Raw genomic sequence first — 21,555 nt, 5'->3', positions numbered from 1 at the left:
TTGCCAATGCCAATGGTATAAGTGTTAACGGACTTGGGTTTATCAACACAGATAATGTGGTTCTCTCTACAGGCGCAGTAACGAATTGGGCAGACGGTAATTTAAAGTTTGGAAACAACAAGGGTGATATACTTATCGCCGGTGATGGCCTGAATGCGCGCAATCCTAAACAGTTGGAGATCTTTACGAACAACCTGCAGGTAGACAAGAGTGAAGTATATACCAATGAACTGCATATCAGTGCAGATGGATTACTGCAGAACACCGGTAAGATTGCTGCGACAGAAAATATGCAGATAAATGCTGGTACGCTTAAAAATAGCAGCTTGGGTTACATTGAAGCACAGAAAAATTTAACAGCTGCAGTAAGTGGTGATGTGGAGCAGGACAAGGCTACATTGAAAGCTGGCGAAGCTCTGAGTGTTTCTGCTGCAAAATTATCTAATACTAATAACAGCTTGCTTTCTGCCGGAAATGATGCGGATATCAATATTGCTGCGTCTATTAGTAATAATAAATCTATCATCTTAGCAGGCAATGATTTAGACGTGAAGGCAGCCGATTTCATCAATCAGGATACTGCTCTGGTTAACTATGGGCAAAATGGTACTCTTGCTGTTGCTAATAAATTTGCTGATGACGGTGCAACAATCAGTGCGGATGGCAGCAGCGCACTGACAAAAATAACTGCAACAGATTTCAGCAATACTAATAAAGGCGCGTTTATCAGCAAGGGCAGCCTGCAATTAGAAGCAAGCAATACGTTAAATAATAATTATGCCAATATTTATGTTTCCGGTGATGGTGAGATAAAAGCAGGCATGCTGCTGAACAGCAACCTAGCTAATTTACATACCGGCGGGGATGCGAAAATAACTGCTGACACAATGCGCAGCAGTAAAGCAAGTGTTGACGTACAAGGCAATCTGGAAGCAGATTTAGGCAATCTTACGAATCAGGACAGTGCATATTTTGGTATCGGTAAAAATGCTGTTATAAACACTTCAAACGATTTCACGAATAAAGACCTTGGTAATATTTTTGTCACCAAGGATCTGACAATCAACAGCATTGGTGATTTCCTGAACGAAGATGGTTTGGTTGCTGTCGGCGGCAGTGGCACGATTTCTGCCAACAATATTACTAATCAGAACAAAGCAGGCGTAAAGCAAGGCTCTTTAATCAATGCTGCAGGTGATTTGTCTTTAAATGCACAGGATACAGTTATGAACCGTTCCTCTGATATCGAAAGTGAAGGGAACATCAGTATCAGGGCGAAGAATCTTGTCAACAAGAAGGAGATTTTTGAAACAAGCTTTAAAGAAAGCCATGAGGATATTTCCTACAAGATACCGCATTTGAACGCACCTAATTATTATGATGCAGTGCGCAAGTTTGACAGGCAGATTTTGACTGCGCAGATTGATAAAGAGACTGCAGATGCGAATATCATTGCCAGCGGTAACATCAACATTGATCTGGACAAAGACCTGACCAACCATTACAGCAAAATAAAGGCAGGAAAAAATTTAACTGTCAATGCTGGCGGTACGGTGGAGAATGTAGGCTATCAGGGGACTGTCCACTATTATGACCGTGGTAATGATTACCATTATTGGAAGTATAAAAAGCATAGAAGAATGCATATCAGATGTCGTTGGGTTTATGGTACTACGGTGATTCCTTACTATGACCATACGATGCGTGATGAGGATGGCAATGACAGCGAGCGCTTAAGCCTTTTGAGCGGTGTTAGTGGTGTAAAAATTTATGCTGTTGATATTGTAAACAGAACACATCAGGCAAAGGGAAAAGTAGGTGATTTGCCTGAAAGTGATGATTATTTCAAGACGGATGCAGAAAATCATCTTACGGATGAAAAGCTTTATAAGGAAAAACAGGATGTATCTACTAGCGTAGAAGGAAAGGCTGATGATAAGGCAGCAGCAGGCAAGGATAACCAAACAGGCGATAAAATGCCGGATATTTCCAGTCTGCATATCAACAGCAAAATCTTTAAGCTGACGGATGATGCAATGGCGAAGTATCTTATTGAGACAAACAAGAAATTTGCTGATTATCACGAGTTCCTTTCCAGTGACTACCTTTTGGAGCGTGTAAAGGCAGATCCGGAAAAGGTTGGCAAACGACTTGGCGATGGTTATTTTGAACAGCAATTTGTTTTGCAGCAGATAGGTACGCTGACGGGCAAGAAATATCTTGGCGATTACGGCAGCGATATGGAGCAGTTTGCTGCACTGATGAACGCAGGCGCAGTAGTTGCGGAAGCAATGGATTTGAAGGTTGGCGTAGCCCTGACAGCAGAGCAGATGGCAAGCCTGACCACAGATATTGTCTGGCTGGTGGAAGAAGTAGTCAACGGCGAAAAGGTTCTTGTACCGGAGGTATTCCTGTCACAGGTGCGCAGCGAAGACTTGCGTCCTGATGGTGCGCTCATCGTAGGCGGTGAGGTAGAGCTGTACTCCAAGCAGGATATCAAGAACATGGGTAACATCAGGAGCGATGGTACTGTAGCTTTGCGCGCAGAAAATGTGAGCAACAAAGGCGATATCGCAGGCGAAAACCTGAAGATAAAAGCAGAAAAGAATATTACTAACAGCGGTACAATGCGTGCAAAAGTGGATGCTATGTTACAAGCGGAGAACATTACCAACGAAGCAACTGTTAGCGAAAAACAATATAAGGAGCTGAACCAGAAAAAGATTGAGGCAACTGGTTCTATTAGTGCTGGGCAGAATCTGACGCTGGATGCAGGCAACAGCATCACTAACAAAGGAGCAAATCTGACTGCAGGCAAAAATGTAACTTTGAGCGCCAACGATGTTGATATTGTTACTGTTGCGAATGAAAAGCATGTTGCCGTAGCTTATGACAGTTCTTCAGCAGAAATCCATGACGTGCAGCACCAGCAAAGTGCGCTGAGTGGCGAGAACATCCGCCTGAATGCTAAAAAGGACATCAGCATTGCGGGTGGTATTGTGAGTGCAAAAAATGATGTGGAGTTGAATGCTAAAGGCGATGTGAACATGACTGCTGTCAAAGATTTGTACAGCGAGGAAAGCGAAGTGGGCAACCGTGGCGGCAGCTATTACAACCATAACAAGCAGGTGGATGAAGCTGTAAAAGGCACGACTATTGCGGCGAAGAACGATATCAGTATTGCAAGTGGCAAAGATATAAATATAAAAGGCAGCAACGTAGCCAGTGAAGCAGGAAAAGCCGACCTGGTTGCCGAAAATAATATAAATATCACTAATGCAACAGAATACCATGAGCGCCTGCATGAAGAGCACAACAAGGTCAGTGGATTGCTTTCATCTAAAACAACGGATATTTATGATTACAGTAAGCAGAATACTGTTGTCGGCAGCAATGTTTCTGCCGGAGAAATTGCGATTAGCAGCAAAAAAGATACGAACATCACAGGCAGCAACGTAGTTGCAGATAATGACGTAAGCGTAAAAACCGGCGGCAATCTGAATATCGGCAGTGCGGAGCAGACAAGCGAAAGCGAATATATTAAATCTGTAAAGAAGAGCGGTGTGTTTACTGGCGGTGGCTTGGGCTTTACCATTGGCAAGGAAAAGCAGAAGGACCAGTACGCCAACCAGAACACTGAGCAGGTGGGAAGCACAGTTGGCAGTGTTAAAGGCAATGTGAACCTGGATGCTGATAAGGCTGCGAACGTTAAAGGCAGCAGTGTTGTTGCAGGCAAGAATATCAATATCACCGGCGAGAATGTCAGCATTGAAAACAGTGACAGCATTTATAATGCGCAGGAGAAGCATGAGTTTAAAAGAACAGGACTGAGTGTTTCTGTGGGCGGAGGTTATGTAGATGTTGTAAATAACGCAGCGAACAGCGTAAAACATGTAACAGATGTAGAAGATAAACGCCTTGGTGCTTTAGTTGCTGTAAAAGGATACAAGGATGCTGATAAAGCGATCAAAAATATTAAAAACAATGGCGGTGGTAAGGTAAACGAAAACTTGTCTATTAATGTCAGCCTTGGCACAACGAAGAGCAAGAGTGAAAGCAAGAGCACAACAACAGTAGCTAACGCCAGCGAAGTAAAGGCTGGTGGAGATGTTAATGTTACTTCTACGAAGAAAGATATTGATATCACTGGCAGCAACGTTGAAGGCAAGGAAGTTACCTTAAACGCTAAAGAAAACCTTAATATAACTGCGTCTAAAAATACGAATAATACGGAGCAAAGCAGCAAATCCAGCAGTGCGAGCGTTGGCGCAAGCCTGGAACTTGGCAAAGGACCAAGCTACAGCATTTCTGGCAGTATGTCAAAGGGAGAAGTGTCTGCAAATGGCACAACTTATAACGAAAGCAATGTGACCGCCAACAAAGATTTGAGTTTTACCAGCGGTAAAGATACGAATATTAAAGGTGGCAATCTGAGCGGTGAAAAGGTTACCGGTAACGTAGGTGGAAGCCTTAATATCGAAAGCAAGCAGGAACGCAACAGCTATAAGGAAAACAATAAATCCGTTGGTGTAAGCGTTGGACTTGGCAGTAATAAAGCCATTAGCGGCAGCGCAAGCGTAGGCAAAATTGACAGCAAATATGAAAGTGTAACAGACCAGAGCGGTATCTACGCAGGCGAAGATGGCTTTGATATCCGTGTAGAAGATAACACTGACTTGAAGGGTGGTATTATTTCAAGTACTGCTGATGCTGACAAGAATAAGCTTTCGACAGGTACGTTGACGTTTGAAGATATTCAGAACAAAGCGGATTATAAAGCAGGTGGAGCTGGCATCAAAGTAAACAAAAACAATGATGCAGAATACAATGAAAAAGGTATAACACCTGATATTGGTATGCCTGCAAGCGGAGAAGCTGAAAGCACAACGAAAGCTACTATCAGTAAAGGCACTATTGAGATTCGCGATAAGGAAAACCAGAAGCAGGATATCAATAAGCTGAATCGTGATAATGCAAACAGCCTTAATAAGCTTGGCGAGATTTTTGATAAGACAAAAATTGAAGAACGCCAGGAATTAGCAAATTTGTTTGGTGAATTGGCGTATAATGAGATTCACTATATGGATGGCAGCAACGAACAGAAAGCACTCTATCATGCAGTTGTTGGCGGGATTATGAGTAAGCTTACTGGGGGAGATTTTCTTGCTGGTGCAACCGCTGCTGGAATAAATAAGCTAGTTATTGAAGAAATAGATAAGGTTGCAGGCGGTGATCCTGCAATAATGCAGTGGCTTAGTGTTGGGGTAGGTGGTTTAACAAATGATTTGATAGATTTTAATTGCTGGATTGGCTCAGTTATTGCAGGTTTAGCTACAAAACATAATGAACTATCAGAAAATCCTAGCAAAATATCTGTCGTTGTATATCCAGGCTTGATCGGCCATGTATCATTGGTAGTTGATAATGAAGAAATAAATTATGGTAGATATGTAGATAATGGATCTTCTATGGTTATCCAAAGTCCTACCGGGGAAGCTGGTGTTGTAATTTATAAAGATTTCGAAAGTAAAAAAAGACTTAATGCTGGAACTAAAGAATTAGTCTTAGAGTTAACTTCAGAAGAGGCTGCCAAAGTTGTAAAAGTGTTCAAAGAAATAATTAACAATAACGCATATTATTGGGCAGAAAAAACTGCAAATAATGCACACTTAGATGGTGCATATAGATTTAATAGTGATTCACCATATAAAAATTACATTTTATGGAAAAGAAATTGTACTACTTTTACAATGGATGTATTAAAGAGTGCTTTGGGGGAAAATGATTCCAGAATAAATATTATTGTAAATGATTGGATTCCCGCATTGGTTGCTTCAGATGTGGATTATATAAATAAAAACAGGTAGAGGTGGTAATAATGAAAAAAAAATTAGAAATTATTATTGCTTCTATAGTTTTAATATATCTTTTGTTACCTTTCAAAATATCTGAAGACAGAGTTATTTATGTAGATAAAGGATACATATGGAGTGGTAATATAGAAACTAATAAAATAAAAATCATGTTATCTAAAACCTTTATAACAAATATTGCTTTTATATGTGCAAATGTAGTTGATAGAGAAAAATTATATCAGTTAAAAGAAGGTGATAGTGTATATTTCTTAACTTATGATAGACATAATAATCTTTTGTATGCTATTGTTGAAAACAAAATTGATGGAACTTATAGCATTAAAGAATTTTATGATCATAAGGATAGAATAATTAAAAATTTAAATGGCTTAAATAAAAGATATTTTGGCATATATTATTGTAATGACAAATTATATTATTGGGTGGATGATAGAAATACAGAGAAAAAATTTTTAGAAATATTTAACTTAAATAATGGCCGTGTGGAAAGAAGAATACAAGTTGCGGGTATTGGTGAAAATATCATTGCCTTAGGTAACAGGATAGTGTTTAGTACAACGAAAGAGAAAAAGAGTGATATATACTCGTTTATAGAAAATGATACTATTGGTTTATTTATTAAAGGAATGGATACACCTATGAAATTTTCAAATACTGAAATACTTTGTCTTGATACCACCAATTACAATGATATATATTTGTATGATTTAAAAAGTGCTCAAAGAGCTGTTTGGGGTAAGAATGACGGACGTGCGTGGTATAGAAATGCATTTATATTATCCAATAAGCAGTATTACATTACTGAAAAAAACATACATACTTATGACATCCGCGAATGGTATACAATAAATGATCTTGATGGAGGTATGCAAATATTATCTATAGATGGGCCTATAATATCGTCGTTACAGTAATAGAATTATGGATATTCTAAATGTAACAAAGCTATTAGTGTCGGCGAAGAAAAAAGTTTTGTAGGAGCATCGAACTCTGAAAGCCTTGAGGATATTTCCTACAAGATACCGCATTTGAACGCACCTAATTATTATGATGCAGTGCGCAAGTTTGACAGGCAGATTTTGACTGCGCAGATTGATAAAGAGACTGCAGATGCGAATATCATTGCCAGCGGTAACATCAACATTGATCTGGACAAAGACCTGACCAACCATTACAGCAAAATAAAAGCAGGCAAAAAAATTAACTGTCTGTGCCGCTCTTTCACAAAGAATTCATTTGTCAAAAGCATAATTTTGGTTTACACTATAGCTAGAATTCCTGTCTAATATAGTAAATATTGATAATTATAAAGTGAGGCAGACTGATGGCAACATATATTATTGCGGGTTTGTTAGCGGTACTGGTGATTTTGGCAGTGCGCAGTTATTTCGGTAAAAAGTATCGCGGCGGGTGCAACGGCTGTTCCTGCTGTCCGCATGCTAAAAACTGCAACTCGATAAAAAAATAAAATATTGACAAAATCCCCTGTTGGTTATATGCTAATACTAGAGTTTTGTAAAATATAATGTATGCTAAACAAAATTCCAGGGTAAGTTTGATGCCGCAGCAACGATGCTTTGCCTGCGGCTTATTTTATGGACGATAAGCTTAGGAGGATGCCATTGTGCATATTCAACGTGGTGCGTGGGCAGAAATAAATTTAGATGCAATTGCACATAACGTGCAGATGGCTAAGGCCAATCTGAAGCCGACAACCAAATTATGTGCTGTCGTCAAGGCAGATGCCTATGGTCATGGCGCTGTGCGCGTAGCGCAGGAAGCAGCGCGTAACGGTGCAGACTTTTTTGCGGTAGCTCTCCTGCAGGAGGGCGTGAAGCTGCGCGAGGCCGGCATTGAAACGCCGATTCTGGTGCTTGGTGCAATGCTGCCGGAGGTTGCGGAAATCTGTGTGCGCTATGATATCAGCCATGCAGTATTTGATGAAGAACGCTTATATGCTTTGAATGCAGCGGCTTTGAAGCTGCATACGAAAGCCAAAATACATATTAAGATTGATACAGGTATGCACCGTATCGGTGTGCATGTGCGTGATGCCGGCAGGTTTGCCAAGCTGGCAGCGTCCTTGCCTGGTATCTATATTGAGGGCGTGTTCAGTCACTTTGCGACTGCTGACGCCGATGATAAGCAGTATGCTGCCTATCAGTTTGAACGCTTTCAGGAGGCGGTGCGTCTGATTGAAGCGGAGGGAGTACATATCCCTATCCGTCATATCGCCAACAGTGCTGCGCTGACGGAGCTGCAGGAATATCAGCTGGATATGGTGCGTCAGGGAATCACCCTGTATGGCCTGCACCCGGCGCATATGATTGACTGCTACAAGGATTTTGAGCCTGTTATGACTGTGAAGACGCAGGTTGCTTTTGTGAAAACATTGCCACCCGGTGAAACCATCGGCTATGGCAGAACCTATACATTGACGAGACCGAGTGTTATTGCTACTGTGCCTATCGGTTATGCCGACGGCGTGAGCCGCCGCTTGTCTAACCGCGGGTATATGCTGGTCAACGGCAAAAAGGCGCCGATTATCGGACGAGTATGCATGGACCAGACGATGCTGGACGTAACGGATATTCCGGACGTTAAGCTGGGTAGCGAGGTCATCGTGTTTGGCGGCCGTGAGCTGCCAATGGAGCTGGTTGCGGAATGGGCAAATACTATCTGCTATGAAATTGTCTGCGACGTGAGCCCGCGTGTGCCGCGCGAGTATGTACGCGGCAACTAAAAAGAAGCATTGGCGTGAGCCGCTGCTTCTTAACTAAATACGCTTTCCCTTATTTTATGGCTGCTGGACGCATTTGCGAAAGGCAGTCCTTTTTTTGTGGGCGGAGGAGCTGCTTCAACTTAAAAAGGCTACTGCGTAAGCAATTTTACGCAATAGCCTTTTTTTTACATGGTTATTTTTCAGCAAAAGGTATCTTTATAGCGCTGTTGGCACTGCTTGATGATTTCCTTTGCCTTGTCTACATCATGTGCCTCTTCAAGAGCGGTGCTTTTGCCCTCGAGCGATTTATACACGCTGAAGAAGTGAATCATTTCATCGCTGATATGCTGCGGTAGCTCGCTGATGGATTTGTAGGAATTATACATCGGGTCACCGAAGGGAATCGCAATGATTTTTTCGTCCATATCACCGCTGTCCTCCATGATGATAACGCCGATGGGGTAGCAGCGCATCAAGGTCATCGGTACAACGTTTTCGGAGCATAAAACCAATACATCCAACGGGTCGTTATCTGCTGCGTAGGTACGGGGAATAAAGCCGTAGTTGGCAGGATAGTGAGTTGCGGTGTACAGGATGCGGTCCATTTTGAGCAGACCTGTTTCCTTGTCCAGCTCGTACTTAACCTTGCAGCCTTTGGGAATCTCGATAACCGCAATAAAGTCATCAGGAGAGATACGTTTGGGATCAATGTCATGCCAGATATTCATAGTCATTTCGTTTTTGCCTCCTCTTGTGCTTTGGGACAGAAATAAATATGTTGCTCACAAATTCCTCTCTTAATCATAGATGTTATGGAGGCCTATGTCAACTTTTGCAGGGCGATTTTGCATAACTTTTACCAAATGTTATTACAGCCTCATATATGCGCTCATTACGCACGCTCCGCGTGCTCCATTCGCCAGAAACTCGGCGTGCTGCGCAGCATCGAAGCCGATGCCGCCGATGGCGTAAACCGGCAAGCTTACAGCGTTGCAGACAGCCTGCAGAAAGCCAAGACCGCGCGGTGCAAGGCCTGCCTTGCACTGCGTAGTGTAGATGTGTCCGGCGATGAGTACAGTGGCACCAAGCGCTTGTGCTTCGATTGCCTCTTCAACGCTGTGAACTGATGTGGAAAGCCAGGTGAAATGCGTCCGCTCGCACGCCGGCAGTTGGCGCAGAAGTGCTAGCGGCAGATGCAATTTTTTTATGCCAAGTTCGCGTGCAAGCTGACAATCGCTGTGCAAAATGAGCGGTATGCCTGCAGCTTCGCAGCTTTGCTGTGCTTGCAGCGCCAGCTTGCGATAGGCTGCTTTGTCTAAAGCCTTCGCACGCAGGATAACAGCCTGCGGACGCAGCTCCGTCAGCTTTGTCAGGCGCTTTATTTGCTCAGCCAGCGGGCGAGGGCAGGTGGCACTGTCTGTAACGGCAATCAGCGGCAGCTCAGACATAAACGTACTCCGACATTACAGGCTGCAGGCCGATTTTCAGCAATGCATCATAGATTTCCTGCAGGCTTCTGCTGTCATCAATCTCAAACTGCTCGTCACCCAGCTCCTTCTTTTTGCTGTGCGCACCGATGCCTGTATTAACGCCGGCGGAAATTTTGTTGGCAGCAATCAGCATCAGGTTATCACGCACGCGTGCGCATTCACGGCTGGAAACGGTAATCGAGGCGAAGGGCATGAACAGGCGGTAGGCGCAGACAACCTGCAGCAGCTGGCGCTCGTGCACGTCCATCGGCTTAATCTTATCATTGTTGATGATGGGTCGCAGGCGGGGGCAGGAGAAGGCAATTTCCGCATGCGGATATTTCTTTTGCAGCAGGTAGGCGTGCAGGCCGGTAGCAAGGGCATCGCGACGGAAGTCGTCTAGGCCGAGCAGGGCAGCGAAGCCGACACCGCGCATTTTGCCGCGCAGTGCGCGCTCCTGCGCGTAAAAGCGGTAGGGGAAGACACGCTTGTGACCTGCCAAATGCAGTTGGGCGTATTTATCCTTGTTATATGTTTCCTGGAAAACAGTTACGTAATCCACGCCGCATTCATGCAGATAAGCGTATTCATCGCTATTGAGCGGATAGATTTCTACGCCTACAACCTTGAAGTATTGGCGTGCCTGCTTGCAGGCTTCACCGATGTAATGAACGTCACTCATCTTGCGGCTTTCGCCAGTAAGAATAAGAATTTCCTGTTGGCCGGTGGCAGCAATTGCCTGCATTTCGGCAGCAATCTGCTCGCTGCTCAGGCAGGCACGCTGAATTTTATTGTGACTGTTGAAGCCGCAGTAGATGCAGTAATTTTCGCAGTAGTTGGCTATATACAGCGGTGTGAAAAAGGTGACGTTATTGCCAAAGTAACGCTGGCGCTCGACCTGTGCGGCGCGGGCAATTTCTTCCAGAAGCGGCAGAGCGGCAGGCGAAAGCAGAGCAGCGAAGTCCTCGGGCGTGCGCTCGCTGTGAGCGAGTGCCGCACGCACGTCTGCTTCGGTGTATTTGTTGTAATCGTAAGCGGCACGGGCAGTCTGCACCTTGTCGAAAATATCGGAGTCGATAATTTCCATGCCTTCCTGATACTGCATCGAATCGGTCAGTTGCTTTTCGCTGAAGGCTGCTGCTTGCTCGTCATAAATGCTGTTGTTGAAAAATTTATCTTCGTTCTTCATGCTGCCACCTCAATCATGCAAAAAGCCTGTCAGCGGGGAGCTGGCGCTGGCAGTGTCGCGGACACTGCCGCAGCCTGCGAGATAAGCCTTGCGGCCGGCGTTGATGGCGTCGCGGAAGGCACTTGACATAAGCGGCAGGTTGCCGGCGCTGGCAATCGCGGTGTTCGCCATGATTGCCGCTGCGCCCATTTCCATAGCTTCGCAGGCCTGTGAAGGCTTGCCGATGCCTGCGTCGACAATAATCGGCAGGTCGATTTCGTTAATCAGAATTTGTATAAAGTCCTTGGTGCAAAGACCCTTGTTGCTGCCAATCGGTGCGCCCAGCGGCATGATGCAGGCTGCACCGGCGTCACGCATGTCGCGGGCACTTTGCAGGTCAGGATACATATAGGGCATAACGATGAAGCCTTCTTTGGCAAGTATTTCTGTTGCCTTGAGGGTTTCATGGTTGTCGGGCAGCAGATACTTGCTGTCTTTGATTACTTCGATTTTTACAAAGTCGGTGTGGCAAAGCTCGCGCGCGAGGCGGGCAATGCGCACTGCTTCTTCGGCATTACGCGCACCGCTGGTGTTGGGCAGCAAGGTAACGTTTTCCGGCACATAATCAAGAATGTTGGCAAGAGCACCGCTGTTGGCGCGGCGCAGAGCGAGTGTAAGAATTTCTGCGCCGGCCTGCTCTACGGCTGCCTTAATTAAATCCAGAGAATATTTGCCGCTGCCTAAAATAAAACGGGAATGAAATTCGTGTCCGCCTAAGGTCCATGTATCGTTTGTCATGTTAATTTTCCTCCAAGTCTAAAATAATGCGTGCGGCAAGCAGTGCCTGCTGCATGGCGCAGAGTGCAACGCGTGCACCGCAGAGCGGTAAATCGTGAAAATCGCTGCTGCCATCGCCGCAAAGATAAAGATTTTTTGTGATTTTTTTACTGGTGATTTCTTCAGCTTTGCCGAAGCCTGCAATGCCGCTGCCGGCGATAACCTTTTTGTTGCTCCAGGTGCTCAAAACAGTGCTTACGAGCATAGCCTTGCTGGCAGCGTCATCAAGCGCTTCGCAGATAATATCGCAGGCACCTAAAAGTGCGGGGACATTTTTCTGATTTACCTTGACTACCTGTGAATGCAAAGCTGCGTAGGGGTTTATCTGGCGCAGATGCTTCACAAGGGCGTCAGCCTTGTATTGTCCTATATCGTCAAGAAAATAATATTGGCGGTTGAGATTGGAAAGCTCTACCTTGTCGAAATCATAAAGATAAAGATTGCTTACACCAAGACGTGTTAAGGCGACAGCGATATTGCTGCCAAGTCCGCCGAGGCCGACGACAGCAACGCGCGCGTTATGCAGAGTGTCAAGCTGTGCCTGTGTCAGTCCTTTGCCAAGTGCGGCATTGATTTCCTCCTTGCTAATCATTCAGCCACCTCCTACGAAGCTGACGATTTCCAATTTATCAGCGTCGGTAATAGTTGTACTGCCAAAGTCTGCCTGCTTGACGATAGTGCTGTTAAGCTCGACGGCAACAAACGCAGCGCGATAGCCGAGCTGCGCAAGCAGCTCGCTGAGAGCGGTAGGGCAGGCTAAGGCCTTTTCTTCTCCGTTGATAAGCATGATTTTCTCCTTTCGGGTAATAAAAAAGCTCATGAAAAAGCTACACCCGTGGTGGTGTACCCCTTCATGAGCTAAATTTCAGACTCACTCTAAGCTTTGTTTATGAAGTTGTTAGCATAAGTATAATGTTTTTCTCGGTAAGTGTCAAGGAAATAACCTATATATGCTGTCAGAGAAATATTTGCCTGTAGCACGAAATAGGCATATAATGGAAGCAGTAAAAAAAGGAGGGGGCTTTGCTTATGAAAATAACAAACAGCAAAACAGACATCTGCGCCAACCGCTTCGGTGGCAATGGTGACGTAATTATTGAACATTATCTTGACGAAAGCATGCTTAATGACAGCGTAGTAATGTACGCTAAGGTAACTCTTAAACCGGGCTGCAGCCTTGGCTATCATATCCATGACGGCAACAGCGAAACTATCGTGGTGCTGCAGGGAACTGCCGATTACAACGATAACGGCAAGGCTATGACGCTGCATGCGGGCGATAAGGTGCACTGTCCCAGCGGCGAAGGTCATGCTATCGGCAATCCGGCAGATGCTGCCGAGGATTTGCTGTTGCAGGCTCTGGTCATCAAAAAATAATTATAGCTTTTATGTATAAACTAAAAGGACTGACGCCTTGGCTGTGCGTCAGTCCTGAATTTTTTATTTACCTTTGAAAAGACTTCCTAAAATGCCGCGTACCAGCTTGCTGCCGATTTGGTTACCGACTGTGCGGGTAGCGGAATTGACGGCGCTGTCAAATACCTTGTCCAACACGCTCTTGGTTTGGCGGCCGCTGCTTCTTTGCGTAGCACGCTCTGCTGCAATGCGCTCACGTTCCGCAGCTTTGGCAGCACGCTCCGCTTCCTTGGCCTGCTTGGCTTCTTCTTTTTCTCTCAGCGCTGCTTCCTTCGCTTCAGCCTCAGCCTTCGCTGCCGCTTCGGCTTCCGCCTGTGCTTCTTGCGCCTTTTGTGTCAGCAGCTCGTAGGCAGATTCACGGTCAACTGCTTCAGCATATTTGCTGTAGAGCGGGCAGTCCTTAATCAGCTGCTGGCGTTTGGCATCATCACACACGCCAAGATAGCTGCGCGGCGGCATTACATAGGCACGCTGTACGATAGAAGGGATGCCTTCGGGATCCAGCATGGAAACAAGCACCTCGCCTGTACCAAGCTCACCTAAGGCAGCTTCGGCATCTAATGCCGGGTTTTCGCGGAAGGATTGCGCGGTAGCTTTAAGGCTCTTGCGTTCCTTGGGAGTGTAGGCGCGCAGTGCATGCTGCAGCTTGTTGCCCAACTGTGCCAGTACGCTTTCGGGTACGTCCGTCGGCTGTTGGGTGATAAAGTAAATACCGATGCCCTTGGAACGGATGAGGCGGACAATCTGCTCAATCTTATCCAAAAGGGATTGCGGTGCATCCTTAAAAATCAGATGAGCTTCGTCGAAGAAGAAGACCATCTTAGGTTTATCCAAATCGCCTGCTTCCGGCATCATTTCGTAGAGCTCGGAAAGCATCCACAGCAAGAAGGTGGAGTAGAGCAGAGGGCGTTGAAAAAGTTCGGTAGCGTGCAGCAGATTGATAACACCGCGGCCGTCTTCTGCCGTAGCAAACCAGTCCTTGATATCAAGTGCCGGTTCGCCGAAGAAAATGTCAGCGCCCTGGTCCTCCAGACGCAGCAAAGCTCTTTGGATAGCACCGATGCTGGCGGGAGTGATGTTGCCGTAGCTTGTTTTGAACTGGGCAGCATTATCACCGACGTATTGTACCATGCTGCGCAAATCCTTGAAATCCAACAGCAGCAGGCCTTGGTCATCTGCTACGCGGAAAACAATATTCATTACACCGCTTTGGGTTTCGTTCAGCTCCAGCAGACGGCTGAGCAGATCAGGTCCCATTTCCGAAACGGTTGCGCGCACGGGAATGCCTCCTTTGCCGTAAACGTCCCAGAAGCGTACCGGATAACCGGCAAATTTCCATTCTGTTTCCAGGCCAAGCTTATTTCTCAAACGCTTGCGGAAGCCTTCGCTGTCCTCGCCTGGCAGGCACATACCGGAAACGTCGCCCTTGATATCAGCCAGAAAAACAGGTACGCCCATTTCACTGAAGCTTTCTGCCAGTACCTTGAGCGTAACAGTTTTGCCTGTACCGGTAGCACCGGCAATCAGGCCGTGACGATTTGCCATTTTGGGATACATATAGATACCGCCCTTGTCGTTTTGACAAAGCCAGATTTTGTGCAGTTTAGGGATATACATATTGCAGTCCTCCTTGCGGTATTATGATTTAGTACGAACGCTTGCCCCACAGCGGATGAGCGCAGGGGCGCAGTGCAAGACGATGAACCTGCTGAGCCGCTTCTTCAAGAGGCAGGTCCTCGCGGCTACCGCCGCGTTCCAGCACGCAAAGAGGCGCTTCGCTGCCAACCTCGCCGCCGGGCAGGTAAATATATTCTTCGTTATCATTATCGCCGAAAATAATTCCGGCGAGCAGTTTTTCTTGGGTAACTTTAGACATTTTCTAACCTCAGAACATTCGCTTCTTCCATAGCAGGAAGGCAGTGCCCAGGGCAATACACGCCGCCAGGCTGATGACGATAAGGAAGCCAAGGGGATTTTCAGCAAAGGGGACAGGTACGTTCATGCCCCACAAACCGCTGATGAGTGTAGGAATCGCCAAAATAATGGTGACGGATGCCAAAAATTTCATGACCAGGTTCAGGTTGTTGCTGATGATGCTGGCGAAAACTTCCATCATGCTATTAAGAATGTGGCTGTACATTTCAACCATTTCTACAGCCTGCTTATATTCGATGATGACATCGTCCAGCAAATCCTCGTCTTCCTCGTATACCTTTATCAGATGCTGAGACTGCGTTGCATTACGCAGACGCAGCAGTCTTTCGAGTACAATGGAATTACTGCGCAGAGAGGTGGAAAAGTAGGTTAAGGATTTCTGCAGATCAAGCAGATTGAAGAGCTCGCTGTTTTCCATGGACTGGCGCAGATGAATTTCCAGTTCATCCGTACGGCGGATGATGATACGGATATATTTCAGATAGAGAGTAGCAGATTTATAAAGAATCTGGAACAGAAAGCGCGTTTTTTTGAAGGTGCTGAACAATTTGCTGTTGTGCGTGCCGAAATCTGCAGTTACAGCGTTAGGCTCCAAGCAGATAGTGGCAATGCCTTCTTCAGTTACTACAATACCCAAAGGCAAGGTGTCATAATCCTTGTTACTGCGCAAAAAAGGAATGTCGACCAAAATCAGAATCTGGTCATCCTCTACTTCAATACGGGATTTTTCTTCCTCGTCCAGTGCGGCGCTTAAAAAATCCATCTGGATTTTTGTCGCTGCCGCTATTTCCTGCAGCTCTTCTACAGAAGGAGCCACTATGTCAAGCCAGTAGCCCTTTTCCAGATGTTCCAGCTCCAGCTCGTCCAATCCTTGGTCGGTACTTTTTAAAATTTTGTACATAGTAGGGTTCCTCCTTTCCTCTTTCCTGTCAGGCGTGCGATAAAGCACCGTCTGCGTCACAACGGCTCCTAGACGTACGAGAAGTACGCCGTCGTCGCCATTGCCTAGCATCCGGCACTTTCTCCCACGCCTATTTATTTTAACAATGTGCGATAAAGCACCGTCTGCGTCACAACGGCTCCTAGACGTACAAGGAGTACGCCGTCGTCGCCATTGCCTAGCATCTGGCACTTTCTCCCACGCCTGCTTAATTAACTTTGTGATAAAGCACCAATTTTTATAAATTACAGATGCTCGGCGATGGCTTTGGCCAATTGGTCAGCGCAGCTGGTGCCACGACCGCGGCAGTCATTGCCATTAAGTAAATCGGCAACTGCTTTAGCGTCCTGGCCTTCTACAAGCTTGCCGATAGCAGCCAGGTTGCCGGGGCAGCCGCCGTCAAAGCTTACATTGTGCAGCTTGCCATCAACTATATCAAAATGAATCTCGCGGGAGCAGACGCCGCTGGTTTTATAAGTAAACATATTTCATTCCTCCATTGTGTTACAACATACATTAAGCAATTCGACAAAAATATATAAAATCCTTTTTCTTGCACTTGGCCAGGCGAAATTTTACCTAAATTTTATTTCGTAAATTTTTCCGATGCAGAAAAGTTTTGGCGGGAGCTTTAATTTACTAAAAAAAGTTGGTATAATATAAGACAAATTATTGTACGTTGTAGGATGGTAGCATGGTTTATATTCTTACGGCACAAGTATTATGCTTTTGTAGCATGGAAGAAAGGTAGTGTAGTTTTTATGTCTATTCAGTTGGTAATTGTCGTAGTGTACATCGCGTTGCTTTTTGGCATCAGCTTGTGGGTTAAGCACAAGGCTGATTCGGGTTCGACAGCATTTTTGCTGGCCGGCCGTAAGCTGAACACGATTCTGGTAGCGGTCAACGTTACCGGTCTGGCAGTTGGTGCTGCTTCTACAGTCGGCGTAGCGCAGCGTGCCTTCAGCGTTGGTCTGGCAGCAGGCTGGTATAACGGCGCGTGGTCTATCGGTGCTATTGTTATGGGCCTTTTGGCAGCAGGCAAGTTGCGTTCTATGAAGGTTTCCACTATCCCGGAATTCTTTGAGTTCTATTATGATACTAAAGGCCGTGCCATCGCTGCAATCGGTCTGGTTATCATTATGTGCGTTATTACTGCTTTGCAGTACATGGCAGGCGGTGCGATTTTGTCCTCACTGCTGCCGGAGATTTTCTCCTTCCATGGCGGTATGATTATGAGTGCCGTGGTATTTATCGGTATTACGCTGATTGGTGGTCTTTGGTCCAGCGGTCTGGCAAATATTGTCAGCGTTACCTTGATTTATATCGGTATTATCTACTCTGCAATCCAATCTGTATCCAACGTAGGCGGTTGGGATGCAGTTCTTAGCAAGCTGCCTAACCCCGAGGTTATGGGCAGTCCGGTAGCAGGCCTGGCTTTTGCTACTATTCTTGGCTGGATTATCGTTATGATTACCCAGACTATTACTGCGCAGGGCCCTGTACAGATTGCCTGCGGTGCGAAAAATGCCAAGGCTGCCCGCAACGGTTATGTTCTGGCCGGCCTGATGATTTTCCCTGTAGGCTTTATCTGCGCTGTGTTGGGTGTTGTCTGCAAGGCTATGTATCCGGAAATGCCACTGTCACAGGCTGCACTGGCTATGCCGAAGGTTGTTATGACTCTTGACCCACTGGCTGGCGGTGTAACGCTGGCTGCTTTGTGGGCTGCGGATGTATCTACTGCCTGCACTATTTTGCTGGGTGCAGCTACGCTCTTCAGCAATGATATTTACAAACGCTTTATTAATCCTACTGTTGCGGAAAATAAATTTGTCATTATCAATCGTCTGTCCGTTTTTGCTGTAGGCCTGATTACTCTGTGGTTTGCCTTTAATGCAGCAGGCATTGTTAAGACGATGATTGCCGGTTTGTCTATGACCTGTGGCCTGACCTGCGTATTCTTCTTTACGATGTTCGCTCCTGGCCTGTGCCGTCGCAGCTCTGCTTTTTGGACTACTCTGGTGAGCCTTATCGGCATCGCTCTCTGGTTTGTTCCCGGCAGTCCGCTGGCAGGCATCAAACCGCTTTTTGCCAACGAAGTAATTTACTTTGAATGGCCTATCTGCATTATTACCTTCCTGTTGGTAGCAATGCTGGATAAAAATAAAATCAAAGAGGTTGTAGAGGTTCCAGAAGAGGACGAGTAATCTCTGCGCCTGCTGATAGAAAATTGTTTGGTGAGGGGTGTGACTAACATGCATGAATGTGGTAAAAGCTGCATCAACAGCATCGAAATCGGCCGTGCTGCCTTGCGTATCGCACTGACCTCCAGTCGTGTGGAGGAAACGAAGGTAAAGGAACGCCTGGCGGAGCATGGTATTCGTTCAACAGCTGTTGATTTTGGCGGTGAATTCATTCCTTCTATTGTAAAAATTGTCGAGCGTGCCGTAGTGGCTGCGCAGCGTCAGGGACTTGTAACCGAATCTCATGTGGGTGCGGGTGCTGTGGCGGGTGCGGCGCACGAAGCTTTGGAGCAGGTGAAGGTTAAGGCCTTTGGCTTCAATGTCGGCGGTAAAATCGGTATTGCCCGCGCCGGAGAGCATCTTTGTGTTGCTATTTATATGGGCGTTGGCGTGCTGAATCTCAATGAGCTGTGTGTCGGCTTGGCACATCGTTCGCTGGCTAGTGATGAATAGAGGTGCGCTATGAGTATTTTGGATATTATCGGACCGGTGATGATTGGTCCCTCCAGCTCGCATACTGCCGGTGCTGTCCGTCTGGGGCTTTTGGCTGCCAGCATTCTTGGCAGTAAGCCGGTAAAGGCGGAAATATATCTGCATGGCTCCTTTGCCGAGACCTATAAGGGACACGGCACGGATATGGCGCTGCTGGCTGGCCTGATGGGCTGGCTGCCGGATGATGAACGCATTCCGCAGGCTGACCGCTATGCGGAGAAAAACGGCCTAGAATATTCTTATCATAAAATTGATTTGGGCAATAAGGCTCATCCCAACACTGTGCTTTTCAAGCTGACTGCAGAAAATGGTGCCCGTTGTGATATCGTCGGCTCTTCTGTTGGCGGTGGTCAGGTACAGGTTACGGAAATCGACGGCTTTCCTGTGGAGCTTACTGGACGCCTGCCTGCTATTTTGACAGTGCATATTGATACCAGAGGTGTTATTGCGCTGGTTACCAGTACCTTGGCCAATGCCGGCGTAAATATTGCTACCATGCGTTTGTTCCGTAGTGATAAGGGTGGCATGGCATCTATGGTTATTGAATGTGATGAGGCAGTACCGCAGGAGATTATTAATCTTATCAGCGCGCTGCAGCAGATAGAATCGGTGCGTTTTATCGCCAGTGTTTTGTAAGGGGTGCAGCATGAAGAAAGAAATGCTGTCTTTGAACAGCTGGATTAAAGAGGCTGTTGCCTGGCAACAGCCGTTAGATGAATTCCTCATAGACTACAATATGCGTGAGCTGGAATGCAGTCAGGAAGATTTATTGGCGAAGATGCAGGAAATGCTGGACGTCATGGAGAAATCTGTAGAGCATGGTTTATCAGGTGTACGCTCCCATAGCGGTTTGACCGGCGGCGATGCCAAAAAGCTGGCTGCAGCTGCAGGTGCTGAAGGCTTTATCAATCTTTTGGGCGAGAAGGCCTTAGATGCCGTTATCTATGCTACAGCAGTTGGCGAGTGCAACGCGGCTATGGGCCGTATAGTTGCTGCTCCTACAGCAGGTGCCAGCGGCGTACTTCCGGGAGTATTCTTCGCATTGAAAAAGCACTGCGGACTGGATGCTGCAACCTTGCAGCGCGGCATGGTGGTTGCCGGCAGTATCGGTATGGTAATCAACGAGCGCGCTTCTCTGGCAGGTGCTATGGGTGGCTGTCAGGCAGAATGCGGCAGTGCTGCGGCGATGGCAGCAGGTGCTGCTGTTTCTATGCTGGGTGGTACACCGCAGCAGGTAGGTACAGCAGTAGCAGTTGTTTTTAAAAACGTGCTGGGCCTTGTCTGCGATCCTGTGGCAGGACTGGTAGAAGTACCCTGCATTAAACGCAATGGAGCCTGTGCTTTGCAGGCGCTGTTGGCAGCAGAGCTGGCGTTGGCAGGAATCAGCAGCTTTATTAATGCTGATGAAGCAATTGATGCCATGAAGAGCGTGGGGGATGCGCTTCCCTGTGCTTTGAAGGAAACCGCAGGCGGCGGTATGGCCGCAACGCCTTCGGCTATAGAATGGGCAGCAAAATACTTTGCCCGTAAATAATAAAGTAGCAAAGGAGACTTTAATCATGGAAGTTATTGCAACAACAAATGCACCCAAAGCTTTAGGTCCTTATTCTCAAGCTGTATTGGCAGGTTCTATTCTGTTTGTATCCGGTCAGATTGCTATTAATCCGGAAACCGGTGAAATGGTTCAAAGCTCTATCGAAGCTGAAACTCAGCAGGTTTTAGACAATATTGAGGCTATCCTGACGGAAGCACGCTTCAGATTCATGGATGTTGTAAAAACTACTATTTTTGTAGATGACATCAAGAATTTTGACGCTATTAATGCTGTTTATGCTAAAACCTTCAAGATTGATCCGCCGGCACGCTCCTTTGTACAGGTAGCTGCTCTGCCTAAAGGCGCTCATGTAGAAATCGAAGTAATTGCTCGCCGCTAATTATCAGTTGCGGTCTAATTTTAGGCGATGATTGTTGACTGTCGTAAAATTTTTTATAAAAATTAAATTTTGCTATTGACGCACTGCCTGGAATATAGTATAATACTATTCGTCGCCAAGCTATTCAGCTTGGAAACAAGATGGTGGCTGTGGTGAAGTGGTTAACACGGCGGATTGTGGCTCCGTTACGCGTGGGTTCGACTCCCACCAGTCACCCCACCTTTTCAGATTTAAGTAAATCTGAGTAACCACTAATAAGCTTGGGGCGTAGCCAAGTCGGTAAGGCACGGGACTTTGACTCCCGCATGCGTTGGTTCGAGTCCAGCCGCCCCAGCCAATGATCCACTAGCTCAGTTGGTAGAGCACCTGACTTTTAATCAGGGTGTCCCGAGTTCGAGTCTCGGGTGGATCACCACGAATTTAAGGCCGTTCTTCGTAAGAAGAACGGCGGTTCTATAATAAGTGTTGGGGTCTTGATCTAAAATAAGATTGAGACCACCGGCACTTTATTTTTATTAAAGACAAA

At 46.3% G+C, this 21,555-nt stretch carries 21 protein-coding genes and 3 tRNA genes; 14 read left to right on the top strand and 10 right to left on the bottom strand.

Annotation, left to right across the window (positions count from 1 at the left end):
- The 5 genes from Q0G26_RS10875 to alr form a co-directional block, all read left to right on the top strand.
- The coding region (locus tag Q0G26_RS10875; RefSeq protein WP_293830581.1) for a hemagglutinin repeat-containing protein at positions 1 to 5,867 on the top strand (5,867 nt) is incomplete at its 5' end.
- An 11-nt stretch (positions 5,868 to 5,878) separates the two neighbouring features.
- Positions 5,879 to 6,790 (top strand): hypothetical protein, encoded by a 912-nt coding sequence (locus Q0G26_RS10870; RefSeq protein WP_293830580.1) that lies wholly within the window; start codon positions 5,879 to 5,881, stop codon positions 6,788 to 6,790.
- 114 nt (positions 6,791 to 6,904) lie between these two features.
- Positions 6,905 to 7,162: a hypothetical protein gene (locus Q0G26_RS10865; RefSeq protein ID WP_293830578.1), complete on the top strand. Its 258-nt coding sequence runs from the start codon at positions 6,905 to 6,907 to the stop codon at positions 7,160 to 7,162.
- 38 nt (positions 7,163 to 7,200) lie between these two features.
- Positions 7,201 to 7,344: a FeoB-associated Cys-rich membrane protein gene (locus Q0G26_RS10860; RefSeq protein WP_293830576.1), complete on the top strand. Its 144-nt coding sequence runs from the start codon at positions 7,201 to 7,203 to the stop codon at positions 7,342 to 7,344.
- Between the two features lie 156 nt (positions 7,345 to 7,500).
- Entirely contained in the window at positions 7,501 to 8,619 is a 1,119-nt protein-coding gene (alr, locus tag Q0G26_RS10855; protein ID WP_293830574.1) for an alanine racemase, read from the top strand.
- A gap of 179 nt (positions 8,620 to 8,798) precedes the next feature.
- Here the strand turns inward: alr and Q0G26_RS10850 are convergent, their stop codons facing one another.
- The 6 genes from Q0G26_RS10850 to thiS all read right to left on the bottom strand — a co-directional run bounded on the left by Q0G26_RS10850 (position 8,799) and on the right by thiS (position 12,859).
- Positions 8,799 to 9,326: an inorganic diphosphatase gene (locus tag Q0G26_RS10850; protein ID WP_040564460.1), complete on the bottom strand. Its 528-nt coding sequence runs from the start codon at positions 9,324 to 9,326 to the stop codon at positions 8,799 to 8,801.
- Between the two features lie 141 nt (positions 9,327 to 9,467).
- Complete coding sequence (locus tag Q0G26_RS10845) at positions 9,468 to 10,046, bottom strand: thiamine phosphate synthase (RefSeq protein WP_293830572.1); 579 nt, start codon at positions 10,044 to 10,046, stop codon at positions 9,468 to 9,470.
- A complete protein-coding gene (thiH, locus tag Q0G26_RS10840) occupies positions 10,039 to 11,256 on the bottom strand; it encodes a 2-iminoacetate synthase ThiH (protein ID WP_293830570.1) in 1,218 nt (405 codons plus the stop codon). Before thiH ends, Q0G26_RS10845 begins: the two co-directional genes overlap by 8 nt.
- A 9-nt stretch (positions 11,257 to 11,265) precedes the next feature.
- Entirely contained in the window at positions 11,266 to 12,033 is a 768-nt protein-coding gene (locus Q0G26_RS10835; protein WP_293830568.1) for a thiazole synthase, read from the bottom strand.
- 1 nt (position 12,034) lies between these two features.
- On the bottom strand, positions 12,035 to 12,664 hold the full coding sequence (gene thiF, locus Q0G26_RS10830; RefSeq protein ID WP_293830566.1) for a sulfur carrier protein ThiS adenylyltransferase ThiF: 630 nt from the start codon (positions 12,662 to 12,664) through the stop codon (positions 12,035 to 12,037).
- On the bottom strand, positions 12,665 to 12,859 hold the full coding sequence (gene thiS / locus Q0G26_RS10825; protein ID WP_293830564.1) for a sulfur carrier protein ThiS: 195 nt from the start codon (positions 12,857 to 12,859) through the stop codon (positions 12,665 to 12,667).
- Positions 12,860 to 13,101: 242 nt separating this feature from the next.
- On the opposite strand from thiS, the gene Q0G26_RS10820 reads away from it, so the two are divergent.
- Positions 13,102 to 13,449: a cupin domain-containing protein gene (locus tag Q0G26_RS10820; protein WP_293830562.1), complete on the top strand. Its 348-nt coding sequence runs from the start codon at positions 13,102 to 13,104 to the stop codon at positions 13,447 to 13,449.
- A 63-nt stretch (positions 13,450 to 13,512) separates the two neighbouring features.
- On the opposite strand, the gene Q0G26_RS10815 is transcribed toward Q0G26_RS10820, so the two are convergent.
- From Q0G26_RS10815 to Q0G26_RS10800, 4 genes are all read right to left on the bottom strand, one after another.
- Positions 13,513 to 15,105: a helicase HerA-like domain-containing protein gene (locus Q0G26_RS10815; RefSeq protein ID WP_293830560.1), complete on the bottom strand. Its 1,593-nt coding sequence runs from the start codon at positions 15,103 to 15,105 to the stop codon at positions 13,513 to 13,515.
- A 28-nt stretch (positions 15,106 to 15,133) separates the two neighbouring features.
- The gene (locus Q0G26_RS10810; protein WP_210685092.1) at positions 15,134 to 15,364 is read right to left on the bottom strand and encodes a hypothetical protein; all 231 of its coding nucleotides are present in this window, start codon (positions 15,362 to 15,364) and stop codon (positions 15,134 to 15,136) included.
- Positions 15,365 to 15,373: 9 nt separating this feature from the next.
- The gene (locus Q0G26_RS10805; RefSeq protein ID WP_293830558.1) at positions 15,374 to 16,324 is read right to left on the bottom strand and encodes a magnesium transporter CorA family protein; all 951 of its coding nucleotides are present in this window, start codon (positions 16,322 to 16,324) and stop codon (positions 15,374 to 15,376) included.
- 284 nt (positions 16,325 to 16,608) lie between these two features.
- On the bottom strand, positions 16,609 to 16,848 hold the full coding sequence (locus tag Q0G26_RS10800; protein WP_293830555.1) for a TIGR03905 family TSCPD domain-containing protein: 240 nt from the start codon (positions 16,846 to 16,848) through the stop codon (positions 16,609 to 16,611).
- A gap of 276 nt (positions 16,849 to 17,124) precedes the next feature.
- Here Q0G26_RS10800 and Q0G26_RS10795 point away from each other — a divergent pair, with 276 nt between their 5' ends.
- From Q0G26_RS10795 to Q0G26_RS10760, 8 genes are all read left to right on the top strand, one after another.
- Positions 17,125 to 18,567: a sodium:solute symporter family protein gene (locus Q0G26_RS10795; protein WP_293830554.1), complete on the top strand. Its 1,443-nt coding sequence runs from the start codon at positions 17,125 to 17,127 to the stop codon at positions 18,565 to 18,567.
- A gap of 48 nt (positions 18,568 to 18,615) precedes the next feature.
- Entirely contained in the window at positions 18,616 to 19,056 is a 441-nt protein-coding gene (locus tag Q0G26_RS10790; protein ID WP_009144430.1) for a HutP family protein, read from the top strand.
- Positions 19,057 to 19,065: 9 nt separating this feature from the next.
- On the top strand, positions 19,066 to 19,731 hold the full coding sequence (gene sdaAB, locus Q0G26_RS10785) for an L-serine ammonia-lyase, iron-sulfur-dependent subunit beta (protein WP_293830553.1): 666 nt from the start codon (positions 19,066 to 19,068) through the stop codon (positions 19,729 to 19,731).
- Positions 19,732 to 19,741: 10 nt separating this feature from the next.
- On the top strand, positions 19,742 to 20,629 hold the full coding sequence (gene sdaAA, locus Q0G26_RS10780; RefSeq protein WP_293830552.1) for an L-serine ammonia-lyase, iron-sulfur-dependent, subunit alpha: 888 nt from the start codon (positions 19,742 to 19,744) through the stop codon (positions 20,627 to 20,629).
- A gap of 22 nt (positions 20,630 to 20,651) precedes the next feature.
- Positions 20,652 to 21,029 (top strand): RidA family protein, encoded by a 378-nt coding sequence (locus Q0G26_RS10775; protein ID WP_363186084.1) that lies wholly within the window; start codon positions 20,652 to 20,654, stop codon positions 21,027 to 21,029.
- A gap of 143 nt (positions 21,030 to 21,172) precedes the next feature.
- Positions 21,173 to 21,248, top strand: a tRNA-His gene (locus Q0G26_RS10770).
- A gap of 42 nt (positions 21,249 to 21,290) precedes the next feature.
- Positions 21,291 to 21,366, top strand: a tRNA-Gln gene (locus Q0G26_RS10765).
- Positions 21,367 to 21,368: 2 nt separating this feature from the next.
- Positions 21,369 to 21,444: transfer RNA gene (locus tag Q0G26_RS10760), tRNA-Lys, on the top strand.
- Positions 21,445 to 21,555 lie beyond the last annotated feature (111 nt).

The sequence above is a fragment of the uncultured Phascolarctobacterium sp. genome, assembly GCF_934190775.1.
Classification (GTDB): domain Bacteria; phylum Bacillota; class Negativicutes; order Acidaminococcales; family Acidaminococcaceae; genus Phascolarctobacterium_A.
Note: the sequence above shows the minus strand (reverse complement) of the source record. Positions and strands in the feature narration are given on the sequence as shown.

Coding starts and splice junctions, on each gene's coding strand:
- Q0G26_RS10870 (WP_293830580.1), top strand. CDS start 5,879: ATGAAAAAAAAATTAGAAATTATTATTGCTTCTATAGTTTTAATATAT.
- Q0G26_RS10860 (WP_293830576.1), top strand. CDS start 7,201: ATGGCAACATATATTATTGCGGGTTTGTTAGCGGTACTGGTGATTTTG.
- Q0G26_RS10850 (WP_040564460.1), bottom strand. CDS start 9,326: ATGAATATCTGGCATGACATTGATCCCAAACGTATCTCTCCTGATGAC.
- Q0G26_RS10845 (WP_293830572.1), bottom strand. CDS start 10,046: ATGTCTGAGCTGCCGCTGATTGCCGTTACAGACAGTGCCACCTGCCCT.
- thiH (WP_293830570.1), bottom strand. CDS start 11,256: ATGAAGAACGAAGATAAATTTTTCAACAACAGCATTTATGACGAGCAA.
- Q0G26_RS10835 (WP_293830568.1), bottom strand. CDS start 12,033: ATGACAAACGATACATGGACCTTAGGCGGACACGAATTTCATTCCCGT.
- thiF (WP_293830566.1), bottom strand. CDS start 12,664: ATGATTAGCAAGGAGGAAATCAATGCCGCACTTGGCAAAGGACTGACA.
- thiS (WP_293830564.1), bottom strand. CDS start 12,859: ATGCTTATCAACGGAGAAGAAAAGGCCTTAGCCTGCCCTACCGCTCTC.
- Q0G26_RS10820 (WP_293830562.1), top strand. CDS start 13,102: ATGAAAATAACAAACAGCAAAACAGACATCTGCGCCAACCGCTTCGGT.
- Q0G26_RS10815 (WP_293830560.1), bottom strand. CDS start 15,105: ATGTATATCCCTAAACTGCACAAAATCTGGCTTTGTCAAAACGACAAG.
- Q0G26_RS10810 (WP_210685092.1), bottom strand. CDS start 15,364: ATGTCTAAAGTTACCCAAGAAAAACTGCTCGCCGGAATTATTTTCGGC.
- Q0G26_RS10805 (WP_293830558.1), bottom strand. CDS start 16,324: ATGTACAAAATTTTAAAAAGTACCGACCAAGGATTGGACGAGCTGGAG.
- Q0G26_RS10800 (WP_293830555.1), bottom strand. CDS start 16,848: ATGTTTACTTATAAAACCAGCGGCGTCTGCTCCCGCGAGATTCATTTT.
- Q0G26_RS10795 (WP_293830554.1), top strand. CDS start 17,125: ATGTCTATTCAGTTGGTAATTGTCGTAGTGTACATCGCGTTGCTTTTT.
- Q0G26_RS10790 (WP_009144430.1), top strand. CDS start 18,616: ATGCATGAATGTGGTAAAAGCTGCATCAACAGCATCGAAATCGGCCGT.
- sdaAB (WP_293830553.1), top strand. CDS start 19,066: ATGAGTATTTTGGATATTATCGGACCGGTGATGATTGGTCCCTCCAGC.
- sdaAA (WP_293830552.1), top strand. CDS start 19,742: ATGAAGAAAGAAATGCTGTCTTTGAACAGCTGGATTAAAGAGGCTGTT.